This window comes from Pseudothauera nasutitermitis (genome assembly GCF_004801295.1).
GTDB classification, from domain to species: domain Bacteria; phylum Pseudomonadota; class Gammaproteobacteria; order Burkholderiales; family Rhodocyclaceae; genus Pseudothauera; species Pseudothauera nasutitermitis.
In genome coordinates, this window is record NZ_SSOC01000003.1 from 505,251 (window position 1) to 519,094 (window position 13,844).

The following is a 13,844-nucleotide window of genomic DNA, read 5'->3' on the forward strand; positions in this document are numbered from 1 at the left end:
CATGACCGGAAAATCCAACGTGCTCCTGCAACCCGATCCGGATACGCAGGAAACGCAGGAATGGCTGGAGGCGCTTGCCGCCGTCGTCGAGCACGAAGGCGCCGAACGCGCCCATTACCTGATCGAGAAACTGATCGAAAGCGCGCGCGAGGACGGGGTGGACATCCCCTATTCGGCCAACACCCAGTACATCAACACCATTCCGGCCGACGCGCAGCCCGCCTATCCGGGCAACCCGGACCTGGAAATCAAGCTGCACTCCTATATCCGCTGGAACGCCATGGCGATGGTGGTGCGCGCCAACAAGCACACCAACGTCGGCGGCCACATCGCTTCCTTCGCCTCCGCCGCCGCGCTGTACGACGTGGGCTTCTCGCATTTCTGGCACGCTCCGTCCGCCGAGCACGACGGCGACATGATCTACTTCCAGGGCCACTCGGTGCCCGGCGTGTATGCGCGCGCCTTCATGCTCGGCCGCCTCACCGAGGAGCAGATGGACAACTTCCGCCAGGAAGTGTCTGGCCGCGGCATCTCCTCCTACCCGCACCCGTGGCTGATGCCGGACTTCTGGCAGTTCCCCACCGTGTCGATGGGCCTGGGGCCGCTGCAGGCCATCTACACCGCGCGCTTCACCAAGTACCTGGCCTCGCGCGGACTGATCGACGCCAAGAAGGCCGAACAGCGCAAGGTGTGGGCCTTCCTGGGCGACGGCGAAACCGACGAGGTCGAATCCCTCGGCGCCATCGGCATGGCCGCGCGCGAGAAGCTCGACAACCTGGTGTTCGTCATCAACTGCAACCTGCAGCGCCTGGACGGCCCGGTGCGCGGCAACGGCAAGATCATCCAGGAGCTGGAAGCCGAATTCCGCGGCGCCGGCTGGAACGTCATCAAGGTGATCTGGGGCACCCACTGGGATGCGCTGTTCGCCCGCGACAAGAAGGGCATCCTGAAGAAGCGCATGATGGAATGCGTGGACGGCGAGTACCAGACCTTCAAGGCCAAGGACGGCGCCTACGTGCGCGAGCACTTCTTCAACTCCCCGGAACTGAAGGAACTGGTGGCCGACTGGACCGACGACGAGATCTGGAATCTCAACCGCGGCGGCCACGACATCTTCAAGATCTTCGCCGCCTACCAGGCCGCCACCGAGCACCAGGGCCAGCCCACGCTGATCCTCGCCAAGACCATCAAGGGCTTCGGCATGGGCCAGGCCGGCGAGGCCATGAACATCTCCCACCAGCAGAAGAAGCTGGATCTGGACGCCATCCGCCGCTTCCGCGACCGCTTCGGCCTGCCGGTGCCGGACGACAAGCTGGCCGAGCTGCCCTACCTGAAGTTCGAGGAAGGCTCGCCGGAATACAAGTACATGATGGAGCGCCGCGTGGCGCTGGGCGGCTTCCTGCCGCAGCGCCGCCGCAAGGCGGACGCGCTGGCGGTGCCGGGCCTGGACACCTTCGACGCGCTGCTGAAGGCCTCCGGCGAGGGCCGCGAGCTGTCTACCACGATGGCCATCGTGCGCATCATGAACACCCTGCTCAAGGACAAGCAGATCGGCAAGCACGTGGTGCCCATCGTGCCCGACGAATCGCGCACCTTCGGCATGGAAGGCATGTTCCGCCAGTACGGCATCTGGAACCAGCAAGGCCAGAAGTACGTGCCGGAAGACCATGACCAGCTGATGTTCTACAAGGAATCGACCACCGGCCAGGTACTGCAGGAAGGCATCAACGAGGCCGGCGCGATGGCCGACTGGATCGCCGCGGGCACCGCCTACAGCGTGCACAACGTGCAGACCATTCCGTTCTACATCTGCTATTCGATGTTCGGCCTGCAGCGCACCCTGGACCTGTGCTGGGCGGCGGCCGACCAGCGCGCGCGCGGCTTCCTGATCGGCGGTACCGCCGGGCGCACCACGCTCAACGGCGAGGGCCTGCAGCACGAGGACGGCCACAGCCTGCTGCTGGCCAACCTGATCCCCAACTGCGTGTCCTACGATCCCACCTTCCAGTACGAAGTGGCGGTGATCGTGCAGGACGGCCTGCGGCGGATGTTCGCGGAGCAGGAGGACGTCTATTACTACCTCACGGTGATGAACGAGAACTACGAACATCCCGAGATGCCCGCCGGCGCGGAAGGCCACATCCTCAAGGGCCTGTACGCCTTCCGCAAGGGCAATGCCTCCAACGGCCCGCGCGTGCAGTTGCTCGGCTCGGGGACGATCTTCCGCGAAGTCATCGCCGCCGCCGACCTGCTGAAGAACGACTGGGGCGTGGAAGCCGACATCTGGGGCGCGCCGAGCTTCAACGAACTGGCGCGCGACGGCCAGGACGCCGAACGCTGGAACCTGCTGCATCCGCTCGAAGCGCCGCGTCAGTCGCACGTCGAGAAGCTGCTCAAGGACACCCGTGGCCCGGTCATCGCCGCCACCGACTACGTGCGCCTGTTCGCCGAGCAGATCCGTCCCTTCGTCAAGCGCACCTACGTGACCCTGGGCACCGACGGCTTCGGCCGCTCCGACACCCGCGAGCAGCTGCGCCACTTCTTCGAGGTGGATCGCCACTGGGTGACCGTGGCCGCGCTGAAGGCGCTGGCCGACGAGGGCGTGATCGAGCGCGACAAGGTGGCCGCCGCGCTGCTGAAGTACCAGCTCGACCCCAACAAGCCGAACCCGCTGACGGTCTGAGGAGGAGAGAACGATGAGCCAGTTGATCGAAGTGAAGGTTCCGGACATCGGCGACTTCTCCGAGGTGCCGGTGATCGAATTGTTCGTCAAGGTCGGCGACACCATCGCCGTCGATGACGCCATCGCCACGCTGGAATCCGACAAGGCCACCATGGACGTGCCCTCCTCGGCCGCCGGCGTGGTCAAGGAAGTGCTGGTCAAGATCGGCGACAAGGTCGGCGAAGGCAGCCTGCTGATCAAGGTGGAAGCCGCGGACGGCGCCGCCGCGCCCGCCCCGCAGGCCGCGGCCCCGGCTGCCACGGCTCCTGCCGCACCGGCACCCGCCGCGGCCCCGGCCGCCGGCGGCGTGGTCGAGGTGAAGGTGCCGGACATCGGCGATTTCTCCGACGTGCCGGTGATCGAGCTGTTCGTCAAGGCCGGCGACACCATCGCCGTCGATGACGCCATCGCCACGCTGGAATCCGACAAAGCCACCATGGACGTGCCCTCCTCGGCCGCCGGCGTGGTCAAGGAAGTGCTGGTCAAGATCGGCGACAAGGTTTCCGAAGGCGCCGTGCTGATCAAGGTGGAAGCCGCAGGCGCCACTGCCCCGACCCCCGCCGCACAGGCGGCAAGCGCGCCTGCCGCCCCGCCGGCACCGACGCCGGCGGCCGTTCCGGTTGCCGCAGCCGCTCCTGCCGCCTCCCAGGCCGCCGGCGCACCGTCGGCGGTCAAGCTGGGCGGCAAGGTGCACGCCAGCCCCTCGGTGCGCGCCTATGCGCGCGAACTGGGCGTGGATCTGGCCCAGGTGAAGGGCAACGGGCCGAAGGGCCGCATCACCCAGGCCGACGTCACCGCCTTCATCAAGGGCGCGATGCAGACCGGCGTGGTGCCGGGCAAGACGCCGGCCTCCGCCGGCGCCAGCCTGGGCGGCGGCCTGGATCTGCTGCCGTGGCCCAAGGTGGATTTCGCCAAGTTCGGCGAGATCGAGGTCAAGCCGCTGTCGCGCATCAAGAAGATCTCCGGCCAGAACCTCGCCCGCAACTGGGTGATGATCCCGGCGGTGACCTATCACGAGGACGCCGACATCACCGACCTGGAAGCCTTCCGGGTGGCGATGAACAAGGAACACGAGAAATCCGGCAAGAAGCTCACCATGCTCGCCTTCATCATCAAGGCCTCGGTGCGCGCGCTACAGGAATTCCCCGAGTTCAACACCTCGCTCGACGGCGACAACCTGGTCTACAAGAAGTACTTCAACATCGCCTTCGCCGCCGACACGCCCAACGGCCTGGTGGTGCCGGTGGTCAAGGACGCCGACAAGAAGAGCGTGTTCGAGATCGCAGCGGAAACCGGCGCGCTGGCCAAGAAGGCGCGCGACGGCAAGCTGGGCCCGGCCGACATGTCCGGCGCCTGCTTCACCATCTCGTCGCTGGGCGGCATCGGCGGCACCTACTTCGCACCCATCGTCAATGCGCCGGAAGTCGCCATCCTCGGCGTCAACAAGTCGGTGATGAAGCCGGTGTGGGACGGCAAGCAGTTCGTGCCGCGCCTGACCCTGCCCATGTCGCTGACCGCCGACCACCGCGTCATCGACGGTGCGCTGGCGACCCGCTTCAACGTGTACCTGGCGCAACTGCTGGCGGACTTCCGCCGCGTGATGCTGTAAGGAGATCGCCATGAGTCTCGTGGAAATCAAGGTTCCTGACATCGGCGACTTCGATTCGGTGCCCATCATCGAACTGTTCGTCAAGGCCGGCGACAGCATCAATGTGGACGACGCCATCTGCACGCTGGAATCCGACAAGGCAACGATGGACGTGCCGTCCTCCGCCGCCGGCGTGGTCAAGGAAGTGCTGGTCGCGGTCGGCGACAAGGTCGGCGAAGGCAGCGTACTGCTGAAGATCGAAGCCGGCGCGGCGGCAAGCGCCCCGGCTCCGGCGGCCCAGGCCGCAACCCCGGCTGCGCCGGCCGCCACGCCAGTGGCTGCCCCCGCGGCCGCCGCCCACAGCGGCGGCGCCGATGCCGAATACGACGTGGTCGTGCTCGGCGGCGGCCCGGGCGGCTATTCGGCCGCCTTCCGCGCCGCCGACCTCGGCCTCAAGACCGCCATCGTCGAACGCTATTCCACCCTGGGCGGCGTGTGCCTGAACGTCGGCTGCATCCCCTCCAAGGCGCTGCTGCACGTGGCTGCGGTGATCGAGGAAGCGGAGCACGTCAGCACCGCCGGGGTCAGCTTCGCCAAGCCGACGGTGGACGTGGACGCATTGCGCCGCCACAAGGAAGGCGTGATCGCCAAGCTCACCGGCGGCCTCGGCGGCATGGCCAAGGCGCGCAAGGTGGACATCGTGCGCGGCTACGGCAACTTCCTCGACCCGCATCACATCGCGGTCGAGGAAACCACCGGCAGCGGCCAGGACAAGACCGGCATCAAGAAGGTGGTGAAGTTCAAGCACTGCATCATCGCCGCCGGCAGCGCGGCCGTGCACCTGCCCTTCATCCCCAGGGATCCGCGCATCGTCGGCTCCACCGGCGCGCTGGAACTGCGCCAGGTGCCCGGCAAGATGCTGGTCATCGGCGGCGGCATCATCGGCCTGGAAATGGCCACGGTGTATTCCACGCTGGGCGCCAGGATCGACGTGGTAGAAATGATGGACGGCCTGATGCAAGGGCCGGACCGCGACGCGGTCAAAGTGTGGGAGAAGCAGAACGCCCACCGCTTCGACAAGATCATGCTCAAGACCAAGACGGTCGCGGTCGAAGCCAGGGACGACGGCATCTACGTCACCTTCGAAGGCGAAGGGGCTCCGGCCGAACCGGCCAAGTACGACCTGGTGCTGCAATCCGCCGGGCGCTCGCCCAACGGCAACAAGATCAGCGCCGACAAGGCCGGCGTGGTCGTCGGCGAACGCGGCTTCATCCCGGTGGACGCGCAGATGCGCACCAACGTGCCGCACATCTTCGCCATCGGCGACGTCGTCGGCCAGCCCATGCTCGCCCACAAGGCCGTGCATGAGGGCCACGTCGCTGCCGAAGTGATCGCCGGGCACAAGGCCGCCTTCGACGCCACGGTGATCCCCGGCGTGGCCTACACCCATCCCGAAGTGGCCTGGGTGGGCTACACCGAGGCGCAGGCCAAGGCCGAGGGCAAGAAGGTCGACGTCGCCAAGTTCCCCTGGGCCGCCAGCGGCCGCGCCATCGCCAACGGCGCGGACTTCGGCTTCACCAAGCTGATCTTCGACGCCGAGACGCATCGCGTCATCGGTGGCACCATCGTCGGCCCCTCTGCCGGCGACATGATCGGCGAAGTCTGCCTGGCCATCGAAATGGGCGCCGACGCGGTGGACATCGGCAAGACCATCCACCCGCACCCCACCCTGGGAGAAAGCGTGGGCATGGCCGCCGAAGTCGCGCACGGCAGCTGCACCGACCTGCCGCCGCAGCGCAAGAAGTAATCCCTCCCCGCCCTGTGCGGCTACGGCCGGCCGAACCTCCGGGCTCCGCCGGCCTTTTTTCGCTTCAATGTGATGATTTTGTTGCAATGCACAAATTCAGCTTGACAGCACGGCAGCAACGCTTAAACTGCAATTGTGCACCGCAACAAATGCCTGTCGGATCGGCAGACTGAGCGGCTCCGTATCCTTCCCAACCTCAGGAGATCATCATGATCACGACCCCCGAAAAGCTCGCAGCCACCAACAAGGCCGCCGTCGAATCCCTGCTCGGCGTCAGCGCCGCCGCCGTGGCTTCCGCCGAGCGCCTGGCCGCCCTCAACCTCAACACCGCCCGCGCCCTCATCGAGGACAGCATGAGCAGCATCAAGGCCCTGTCCGAGGCCAAGGATCCGCAGGCCTTCCTCGCCGTGCAGCAATCCCTGGTCCAGCCGGGCACCGGCAAGCTGGTCGCCTACTACCGCGGCGTGTATGAAATCGCCACGCAGAACCAGGAAGAAATCACCCGCCTGCTGGAAACCCGCTTCGCCGAGCTGAACAAGGATCTCAACGCCGCCCTGGAAGCCGCCGCCAAGTCCGCGCCGGCCGGTTCCGACGTCGCCATCGCCGCGGTCAAGAGCGCCCTGGCCGCCGCCAACGCCACCTACGACAACGTCACCAAGGCCACCCGCCAGGTCGTGGACATCACCGAGGCCAATGTGACGAACGCCACCACCGCCGCCGTCAAGGCGGTCGACGCGGTCACCAAGCAGACCCGCAAGAGCGCCTGAGCGCCCTTCCGCCGCGCCCATCCGGGCGTGGCAAAAGAAATGAATACGGGCGCCCAGCGGCGCCCGTATTCATTTCAATATCTGCGAAAACACACCGTTACCCAGCCCACAATCCACGCAACTTGGTCAGTGCCACCTGCAACCAGGACGCCCCATCGGGCGACAGCAACCATGCCAGCGCCGCACAGTTGAGCGCCACGGTGATCCAGAATGTCACCTGGAACGAGGTCTTCGCGGACTTGTGCCTCAGCATCTGCTGCGCCACCAAGGCCCCAGGCCAGCCGCCCAGCAGTCCGAACAGATGCAGCGTGCTCTCCTGCGTTCGCCACTGATTGCGCACTGCGGCAGACTTATCCAGCGCATACGCCAGAAACGCAACGACACTGGCCGCCAGGTAGAACCACAACCCCTCGATCGGCAAGCGCCCCATCCGCACCGCCAGCAGCACGAACAGCAGAAAACCGAGCGCAACGCCCAGCGCGAGCAGCTTGGGCCCCGAAAGGCGCCTCACACGATGCCTGCCGGCATAAGCCACCGCGCGTGCCCGCGCTCGCCCTTCGGCATCCTGGACGAGTTCATAGCTCACCACTTCGCCTCCTTCCGGCCGGAAACGTCGGTCCGTGAAGGCGCTGATATGCGCGAATACCTGCTCACCGCCACCTTCCGGCGTGATGAAGCCGAATCCTCTATCGTCGTTCCAGTTACTGACCTGACCTTGCCTGCGCATGTGGAGAGCCGTGGAAACCCGAAGTGGCTTTTATATATGCATGACACGCACCGGACAATGCTGCGGCCCGGGTAAACGAAAAAAAAGCGGGGCACCGATTGGTGCCCCGCTTTGCGAATCTGGCGCGCCCGGAAGGATTCGAACCTCCTACCCCCTGGTTCGTAGCCAGGTACTCTATCCAGATGAGCTACGGGCGCTCTCGAAAGAAGCGAGATTTTAGCAGCTGTTTTTGCCTCGTCAAGCTTTTTCGTTACTGGCGGAGAGGGGGGGATTCGAACCCCCGTGCCAGGTTTCCCTGACCATCCGATTTCGAGTCGGCGCCGTTATGACCGCTTCGGTACCTCTCCGCTTTCCCGGCAACTCGATGTTTCCGGGAGGGCGCATTATACGCACAAGTATCGCGCTTTGCACCAGCCCGAGGCGCTCAGGCGACGCTTGCCGGACGGGCGGTACGGGGCAGCAACTCTTCGTAGGCGCGCACCGCTTCGGCCGCGTACATGAGGGTCGGACCGCCGCCCATGTAGGCGCACACGGACAGGGTTTCCATCAGTTGTTCGCGGGTGACGCCGAGACGGATCAGCGCCTTCACATGGAAACCGATGCAGCCATCGCAGCGCGAGGCCACGCCGATGGCCAGGGCGATGAGCTCCTTGTGCAACGCCGAAAGACTGCCCTCGGCCAGCGCGCCCTTGGCCATCGCGCCGAATCCTTTCATCGTTTCGGGCGCCTCGCTTCTCAAGACTTCCAGGGCCTTGGAAAGGTCGTTGGTGATCTGCGCGAAGGATTTACCGGACATGCTTCCACTCTCAATATGTTAGAAATTACTAATATACAGATAAATGCAGAGGCAGCCTACTTCCACACGCTCTTTTGCCGCCGAAATTGATCCACGCGGTTGCCGGCCTGCCCGCGCTCGACCACAATCACCACGCCCGAATCGAACGGAACTGCTTGTGCGCCTAGCCATCGCCGCTCTCCTGGCCTCTGCCCTGCTCGCCGGCTGTACGCCGGAAGAGCCGGCGCAGCGCATCACGAACTACCGCGAGCTGGGCGAGCTCCGCGTGGCGACCCGCCACGACGCGATCTCCTTTCGTGCGGACGGGGAAAGCGCCTCGGGCTTCGAGCACGACCTGATCCTGCTGCTTGGCGAGCGGCTCGACGTACCGGTGAGTTTCGTCGTGTACCCGGACGTTCCGCGCATGCTGGCCGCGGTGATGAACGGCGAGGTGCATATGGCCGCCGCCGGGCTGGCGCGCAACGAGCGCCTGCCGCTGAAGTGGTCCGCCGCGCTGCGCGACGTGGATTACGTGCTGGTGGGCCGCGACGATACCCCCGCGCTGCGCGCCGAAAGCGACTTCAGCGGACGCATGGTGAGCGCCCGACGCGGCTCGCTGGTACTGGAAAAGGTCGAACGCCTGCGCAAGCGGGAACCCGGACTGAATCTCCATGTACCGGTCACCGAAGGCGACCAGACCCTGCTGGAGCACGTCGCCGAAGGCAGACTCGACCTGGTGGCCACCGACCGCCTGCACTTCGCCCTGGCCAAGCGCATCTTTCCCGACCTGCAGGTGGCCTGGGACCTGCCGCTGAAATCCGAGATCGCCTGGGCGCTGCCGCTCGACGAACACGATCCGCTGGCCGCCGAGGTGGACGCCTTCCTGAGGGAATCGACCGGCAGCGGACTGCTCGCACGCGTGGCCGACCGCTACTTCGGCCACGTGCAACGTCTGCGCGACCAGGACATCAACGCCTTCCTGCAGCGCACCCGCGAGTTGCTGCCGCGCTATCGCCGCCATTTCCAGGAAGCCCAGGCGCGCACCGGCATCGACTGGCGCATGCTGGCCGCGCTAGCCTACCAGGAATCGCAGTGGGACCCGCTGGCCACCTCGCGCACCGGCGTGCGCGGGATGATGATGCTGACCGCCGAAACCGCCGACCGCCTGCGCGTGCAGGATCGCCTGGATGCGCGCGAGAGCATCCTGGGCGGTGCGCGCTACCTCGCCATGCTGCGCGATGAACTGCCGGACGAGATCCACGAACCCGACCGCCTGTGGATGGCCACTGCGGCCTACAACCTGGGCATGGGCCATCTGCGCGGCGCGCGCGCCATCGCGCGCAGCATGGAACGCGACAACACTTCGTGGTGGGGCATGAAGAGCGTGCTGCCGCTGCTGTCGCGGCCGGAATACGCCTCACGCCTGAAGGCCGGCGCGGCGCGCGGCGGCGAGGCGGTGATCATGACCGAACGCATCCGCAACTACTACGACATCCTCAGCCGCATCGAACCACCCTACGTGCCGCCGCTGCAGCCGCGCAACATCGTGCTCGGGCGCGCCGCCGACTGAGCGGCGCGTCCGCACGCGGATCAGCCCGCGCGCAGCACCTCGACGCCGCCCATGTAGGGCACCAGCGCCGCCGGCACGGTGATCGAGCCGTCGGCCTGCTGGTAGTTCTCCAGCACGGCGACCAAGGTGCGCCCCACCGCAAGGCCGGAGCCGTTGAGGGTGTGCACCAGTTCGTTCTTGCCCTGCGCGTTCTTGAAGCGCGCCTGCATGCGGCGCGCCTGGAAGTCCTCGCAGTTGGAGCAGCTGGAGATTTCGCGGTAGGTGTTCTGCGCCGGCAGCCAGACCTCCAGGTCGTAGGTCTTGGCCGCGGAAAAACCCATGTCGCCGGTGCACAGGGTGATCACCCGGTACGGCAGACCAAGCTTCTGCAGGATGGCCTCGGCGTGGCCGACCATGCTCTCCAGCGCCTCGTAGCTCTTTTCCGGGTGGGTGATCTGCACCATCTCCACCTTGTCGAACTGGTGCTGGCGGATCATCCCGCGCGTGTCGCGCCCGGCGCTGCCCGCCTCGGAGCGGAAGCACGGGCTGTGCGCGGTCAGGCGGATCGGCAGATCGTCCAGCGCCAGTACCTGCTCGCGCACGGTGTTGGTCAGCGGGATCTCGGACGTGGAGATCAGGTACTGCTCCAGCCCGCTCTCGTCACCGCCGCGCAGCACCCAGAACATGTCCTCCTTGAACTTGGGCAGTTGGCCGGTACCGACCAGCACTTCGCGGTTGACGATGTAGGGCGCGTAGCACTCGGTGTAGCCGTGCTCGCCGGTCTGCACGTCGAGCATGAACTGCGCGAGCGCGCGGTGCAGGCGGGCGATCTGCCCGCGCAGGAAGGTGAAGCGCGCGCCCGACAGGCGGGCACCGGTCTCGAAGTCCAGCCCCAGCGGCGCGCCGAGGTCGACATGGTCGCGCACCTCGAAATCGAAGGCGCGCGGCGTGCCCCAGCGGCGCACTTCCACGTTGCCCGCCTCGTCCTCGCCCACCGGCACGCTTGCGTGCGGCAGGTTGGGCAGGCCGGCGGTGAATTCGCCGATGCGCTCCAGCAGCGCCGGCAGGGCCTGTTCGCAGGCCTTCAGCTCATCGCCCAGTTGACCGACCTCGGCCATCACCGCCGAGGCGTCCTCGCCACGGCTCTTGAGCTTGCCGATTTCCTTGGACAGCGCGTTGCGGCGCGCCTGCAATTCCTGCGTGCGGGTCTGCAGACGCTTGCGTTCCTCTTCCAGGGCCTGGAAGGCGGCGGCGTCCAGCGTCAGCCCGCGCGTGGCGAGGCGGGCAGCGACCTGGTCGAACTGGGAGCGAAGGAGCTGGATGTCGAGCATGAGCGTTTTCCGATCTACGTTTCAGTTCATTGGGATAGGGCCGGAAGTTGAGAGCGGGCATCAAGGAATGCCGCCATACCCCTGCCTCCAAACCACTTTCCAATGCCGCCGGCAAAATGCCGCACAGCACAATTAGCTACATGAAATCAAATATTTAAGAACAAAAATCGAGTGAAACTTTTCTTGCAATCCGTTTTCGGACGATTAATCTGAAGATATCGACGGAACCGCGCAGACGGCCCATGCAAAGGAGGAGTACCGCATGCTTTCCATTCGCGACTGCCTAGACTACTGCGACCTCACCGAAGACGAAGTTGCCCTGATCGCCGAGCACGAGGGCATCCCCGACGTTGCCGCCGCCCAAGTGGCCTGCGGGCTGGTCCAGACCCCGGAAGGGGTGCTGGTACTCACCCACTACATGCTCGACCTGATCGAACTGGCCACCGAGCGCGGCGACCTGCGCAAGGCCGAAGAGGCGCGCCGCCTGTGCGCCCGCTTCATGGCCGATCATCCCCTGCCCCACTGAGCACGCACAGCCGGCCTCAACCGGGTTTGCCCGCATCGTCCGCCTTGCCCGCCGCATTCCTCGCGGAGGGGGCGGACGCTTGCCCGCCTGCGGCGGCATCCAGACCGCGCAGCCAGGCCAGCTTTTCCGCGATGCGCGCTTCCATGCCACGCCCGGTGGGCTGGTACCAGTGCGGCTCGTCCATGCCCTCCGGCAGATAGGTCTCGCCGGCAGCGTAGGCATCCGGTTCGTCGTGCGCGTAGCGGTAGGTCTTGCCGTAGCCCAGTTCCTTCATCAGTTTGGTCGGCGCGTTGCGCAGGTGCAGCGGCACCGGGCGCGACGCGTCGGCGCCGACGAAGGCCCGGGCGGCATTATAGGCCTTGTACACCGCGTTGGATTTGGCTGCGCAGGCCATGAACACCGCCGCCTGCGCCAGGGCCAGTTCGCCCTCCGGGGAGCCCAGGCGCTCGTAGGTGGCGCAGGCATTCAGCGCGATCTCGTGCGCGCGCGGATCGGCCAGGCCGATGTCCTCCACTGCCATGCGCAGCAGGCGGCGGCCCAGGTAGTGCGGGTCGGCGCCGCCGTCGAGCATGCGGCACAGCCAGTACAGTGCGGCATCCGGATGCGAGCCGCGCACCGCCTTGTGCAAGGCGGAAATCTGGTCGTAGAAGGCCTCGCCGCCCTTGTCGAAACGGCGCAGGTTGCGCGACAGCGCCTGGTCGATGAACTCGGCGGTGACCGTGTCCGCACCGGCGGTCTCGGCGGCCACCTGGACCTGCTCGACCAGATTCATCAGGCGGCGCGCATCGCCGTCGGCGAAGCCGATCAGGCGGTCGCGCGCATCGTCGTCGAAGGCCAGCGCCGGGCAGGCCAGCCCGCGTGCGCGTTCGAACAGGCTGGCCATCGCTTCGCTGTCGAGGGCTTCCAGCACATACACCGCCGCGCGCGAGAGCAGCGCGGAATTGACTTCGAAGGACGGATTCTCGGTGGTGGCGCCGATCAGCGTCACCAGCCCCTGCTCCACATAGGGCAGGAAGGCGTCCTGCTGGGCCTTGTTGAAGCGATGCACCTCGTCGACGAACAGGATGGTGTGGCGTCCGCGAGCCTTGGCGGCCTGCGCCTGGGCGATGGCCTCGCGGATTTCCTTGACCCCGGAGAACACCGCCGAAAGCGCGACGAATTCGGCGTCGAAGCCCTTGGCCATCAGCCGCGCCAGCGTGGTCTTGCCCACGCCCGGCGGGCCCCACAGGATCATCGAATGCGGCTTGCCGGATTCGAAGGCCAGCCGCAGCGGCTTGCCGGGGCCGAGCAGATGGCGCTGCCCGGCCACCTCGTCCAGGCTCTGCGGGCGCAGGCGCTCGGCCAGCGGCACACGCGGCGGTTCGATGGCCTCGAACAGGTCGCCCATCGCCGGCCGGCGCCTATTGGCCGATCACGTCGGCGCCGGGCGGCGGGGTGAACTGGAACAGCGTGTCGTCCAGCCGCGCAGCGGTTTCCAGGCGGGTGAACACGATCACCGTGTTCTGCCCGAAGCTGTCGCGCATCTCCATGCGCTGCAGGCGGTTGCCGGCCAGGCCGAGACGCATGGATTCGAAGCCGCTGTCGGCCTGGCGCGGACGGGCGACCACCCAGGACAAGCCATCGGCGGCACCGCCGTCGCTGAGTTCGAAGGCGTCGTCCAGATCGCCGGCGCCGACCAGCACCGCCGCCGGCGTGCTGCCCAGCGCGTCGCCGAGCGCGCGCACGGTGACCTGGGCCAGATCGCGGTCCCACGACCACAGGCGTTCGCCGTCGCCCACCAGCAGTTGCTGGTAGGGCGTGTCGTAGCTCCAGCGGAAGCGCCCGGGCCGCGAGAAGGCGAACTCGCCGGCGGCCTCCTGCGGCTTGCGCCCGGAAGCCGAATGGACGATCTGCGTGAAGCTGCCCTGCGCCTGCCGGGTGTCGGCCACGAAGCGGCGCAGTTGCTCGATGCCGTCGGCCGCCAGCGCGGCGGGCGCATGCAGCGCCGGCGCCAGCACCAGCGCGGCGCAGGCCGCCAAGCGCAGCAGCGCGAAACGTCGCGGAAGATTCATG

The 13,844-nt window shown here is 66.7% G+C and carries 11 protein-coding genes and 2 tRNA genes; 6 read left to right on the forward strand and 7 right to left on the reverse strand.

Features of this window, described 5'->3' with window-relative positions:
* Nucleotide 1: 1 nt before the first annotated feature.
* The 4 genes from aceE (at nucleotide 2) to E6C76_RS09690 (ending at nucleotide 6,884) form a co-directional block, all read left to right on the forward strand.
* Nucleotides 2–2,683: a pyruvate dehydrogenase (acetyl-transferring), homodimeric type gene (aceE, locus tag E6C76_RS09675; RefSeq protein ID WP_136348008.1), complete on the forward strand. Its 2,682-nt coding sequence runs from the start codon at nucleotides 2–4 to the stop codon at nucleotides 2,681–2,683.
* Between the two features lie 13 nt (nucleotides 2,684–2,696).
* Entirely contained in the window at nucleotides 2,697–4,331 is a 1,635-nt protein-coding gene (gene aceF / locus E6C76_RS09680; RefSeq protein ID WP_136348009.1) for a dihydrolipoyllysine-residue acetyltransferase, read from the forward strand.
* A gap of 10 nt (nucleotides 4,332–4,341) precedes the next feature.
* The gene (gene lpdA / locus E6C76_RS09685; RefSeq protein WP_136348010.1) at nucleotides 4,342–6,117 is read left to right on the forward strand and encodes a dihydrolipoyl dehydrogenase; all 1,776 of its coding nucleotides are present in this window, start codon (nucleotides 4,342–4,344) and stop codon (nucleotides 6,115–6,117) included.
* A 209-nt stretch (nucleotides 6,118–6,326) separates the two neighbouring features.
* Nucleotides 6,327–6,884 (forward strand): phasin family protein, encoded by a 558-nt coding sequence (locus tag E6C76_RS09690; protein ID WP_136348011.1) that lies wholly within the window; start codon nucleotides 6,327–6,329, stop codon nucleotides 6,882–6,884.
* Between the two features lie 97 nt (nucleotides 6,885–6,981).
* On the opposite strand, the gene E6C76_RS09695 is transcribed toward E6C76_RS09690, so the two are convergent.
* The 4 genes from E6C76_RS09695 to E6C76_RS09710 form a co-directional block, all read right to left on the reverse strand.
* Nucleotides 6,982–7,611, reverse strand: coding sequence for a DUF1294 domain-containing protein (locus E6C76_RS09695; protein ID WP_136348012.1), 630 nt, complete (start codon nucleotides 7,609–7,611; stop codon nucleotides 6,982–6,984).
* A 120-nt stretch (nucleotides 7,612–7,731) separates the two neighbouring features.
* Nucleotides 7,732–7,808, reverse strand: a tRNA-Arg gene (locus E6C76_RS09700).
* Nucleotides 7,809–7,865: 57 nt separating this feature from the next.
* Nucleotides 7,866–7,958: transfer RNA gene (locus E6C76_RS09705), tRNA-Ser, on the reverse strand.
* Between the two features lie 77 nt (nucleotides 7,959–8,035).
* Nucleotides 8,036–8,407, reverse strand: a complete 372-nt coding sequence (locus tag E6C76_RS09710) for a carboxymuconolactone decarboxylase family protein (RefSeq protein ID WP_136348013.1) — start codon at nucleotides 8,405–8,407, stop codon at nucleotides 8,036–8,038.
* Between the two features lie 157 nt (nucleotides 8,408–8,564).
* Here E6C76_RS09710 and mltF point away from each other — a divergent pair, with 157 nt between their 5' ends.
* On the forward strand, nucleotides 8,565–9,956 hold the full coding sequence (mltF, locus tag E6C76_RS09715; RefSeq protein WP_230976218.1) for a membrane-bound lytic murein transglycosylase MltF: 1,392 nt from the start codon (nucleotides 8,565–8,567) through the stop codon (nucleotides 9,954–9,956).
* A gap of 20 nt (nucleotides 9,957–9,976) precedes the next feature.
* On the opposite strand, the gene serS is transcribed toward mltF, so the two are convergent.
* A complete protein-coding gene (gene serS / locus E6C76_RS09720) occupies nucleotides 9,977–11,266 on the reverse strand; it encodes a serine--tRNA ligase (RefSeq protein ID WP_136348015.1) in 1,290 nt (429 codons plus the stop codon).
* 262 nt (nucleotides 11,267–11,528) lie between these two features.
* Here serS and E6C76_RS09725 point away from each other — a divergent pair, with 262 nt between their 5' ends.
* On the forward strand, nucleotides 11,529–11,792 hold the full coding sequence (locus tag E6C76_RS09725; protein ID WP_136348016.1) for a hypothetical protein: 264 nt from the start codon (nucleotides 11,529–11,531) through the stop codon (nucleotides 11,790–11,792).
* Between the two features lie 16 nt (nucleotides 11,793–11,808).
* On the opposite strand, the gene E6C76_RS09730 is transcribed toward E6C76_RS09725, so the two are convergent.
* Both E6C76_RS09730 and lolA read right to left on the reverse strand, forming a co-directional pair.
* Complete coding sequence (locus E6C76_RS09730; protein WP_136348017.1) at nucleotides 11,809–13,179, reverse strand: replication-associated recombination protein A; 1,371 nt, start codon at nucleotides 13,177–13,179, stop codon at nucleotides 11,809–11,811.
* 13 nt (nucleotides 13,180–13,192) lie between these two features.
* The gene (gene lolA / locus E6C76_RS09735) at nucleotides 13,193–13,843 is read right to left on the reverse strand and encodes an outer membrane lipoprotein chaperone LolA (RefSeq protein WP_136348018.1); all 651 of its coding nucleotides are present in this window, start codon (nucleotides 13,841–13,843) and stop codon (nucleotides 13,193–13,195) included.
* Nucleotide 13,844: the final 1 nt, after the last annotated feature.

Bases quoted from the DNA above. Each gene is read 5' to 3' on its own strand.
- E6C76_RS09690 (WP_136348011.1), top strand. From the start codon at position 6,327: ATGATCACGACCCCCGAAAAGCTCGCAGCCACCAACAAGGCCGCCGTC.
- E6C76_RS09695 (WP_136348012.1), bottom strand. From the start codon at position 7,611: ATGCGCAGGCAAGGTCAGGTCAGTAACTGGAACGACGATAGAGGATTC.
- serS (WP_136348015.1), bottom strand. From the start codon at position 11,266: ATGCTCGACATCCAGCTCCTTCGCTCCCAGTTCGACCAGGTCGCTGCC.
- lolA (WP_136348018.1), bottom strand. From the start codon at position 13,843: ATGAATCTTCCGCGACGTTTCGCGCTGCTGCGCTTGGCGGCCTGCGCC.
- aceE (WP_136348008.1), top strand. From the start codon at position 2: ATGACCGGAAAATCCAACGTGCTCCTGCAACCCGATCCGGATACGCAG.
- lpdA (WP_136348010.1), top strand. From the start codon at position 4,342: ATGAGTCTCGTGGAAATCAAGGTTCCTGACATCGGCGACTTCGATTCG.
- E6C76_RS09730 (WP_136348017.1), bottom strand. From the start codon at position 13,179: ATGGGCGACCTGTTCGAGGCCATCGAACCGCCGCGTGTGCCGCTGGCC.
- aceF (WP_136348009.1), top strand. From the start codon at position 2,697: ATGAGCCAGTTGATCGAAGTGAAGGTTCCGGACATCGGCGACTTCTCC.
- E6C76_RS09710 (WP_136348013.1), bottom strand. From the start codon at position 8,407: ATGTCCGGTAAATCCTTCGCGCAGATCACCAACGACCTTTCCAAGGCC.
- E6C76_RS09725 (WP_136348016.1), top strand. From the start codon at position 11,529: ATGCTTTCCATTCGCGACTGCCTAGACTACTGCGACCTCACCGAAGAC.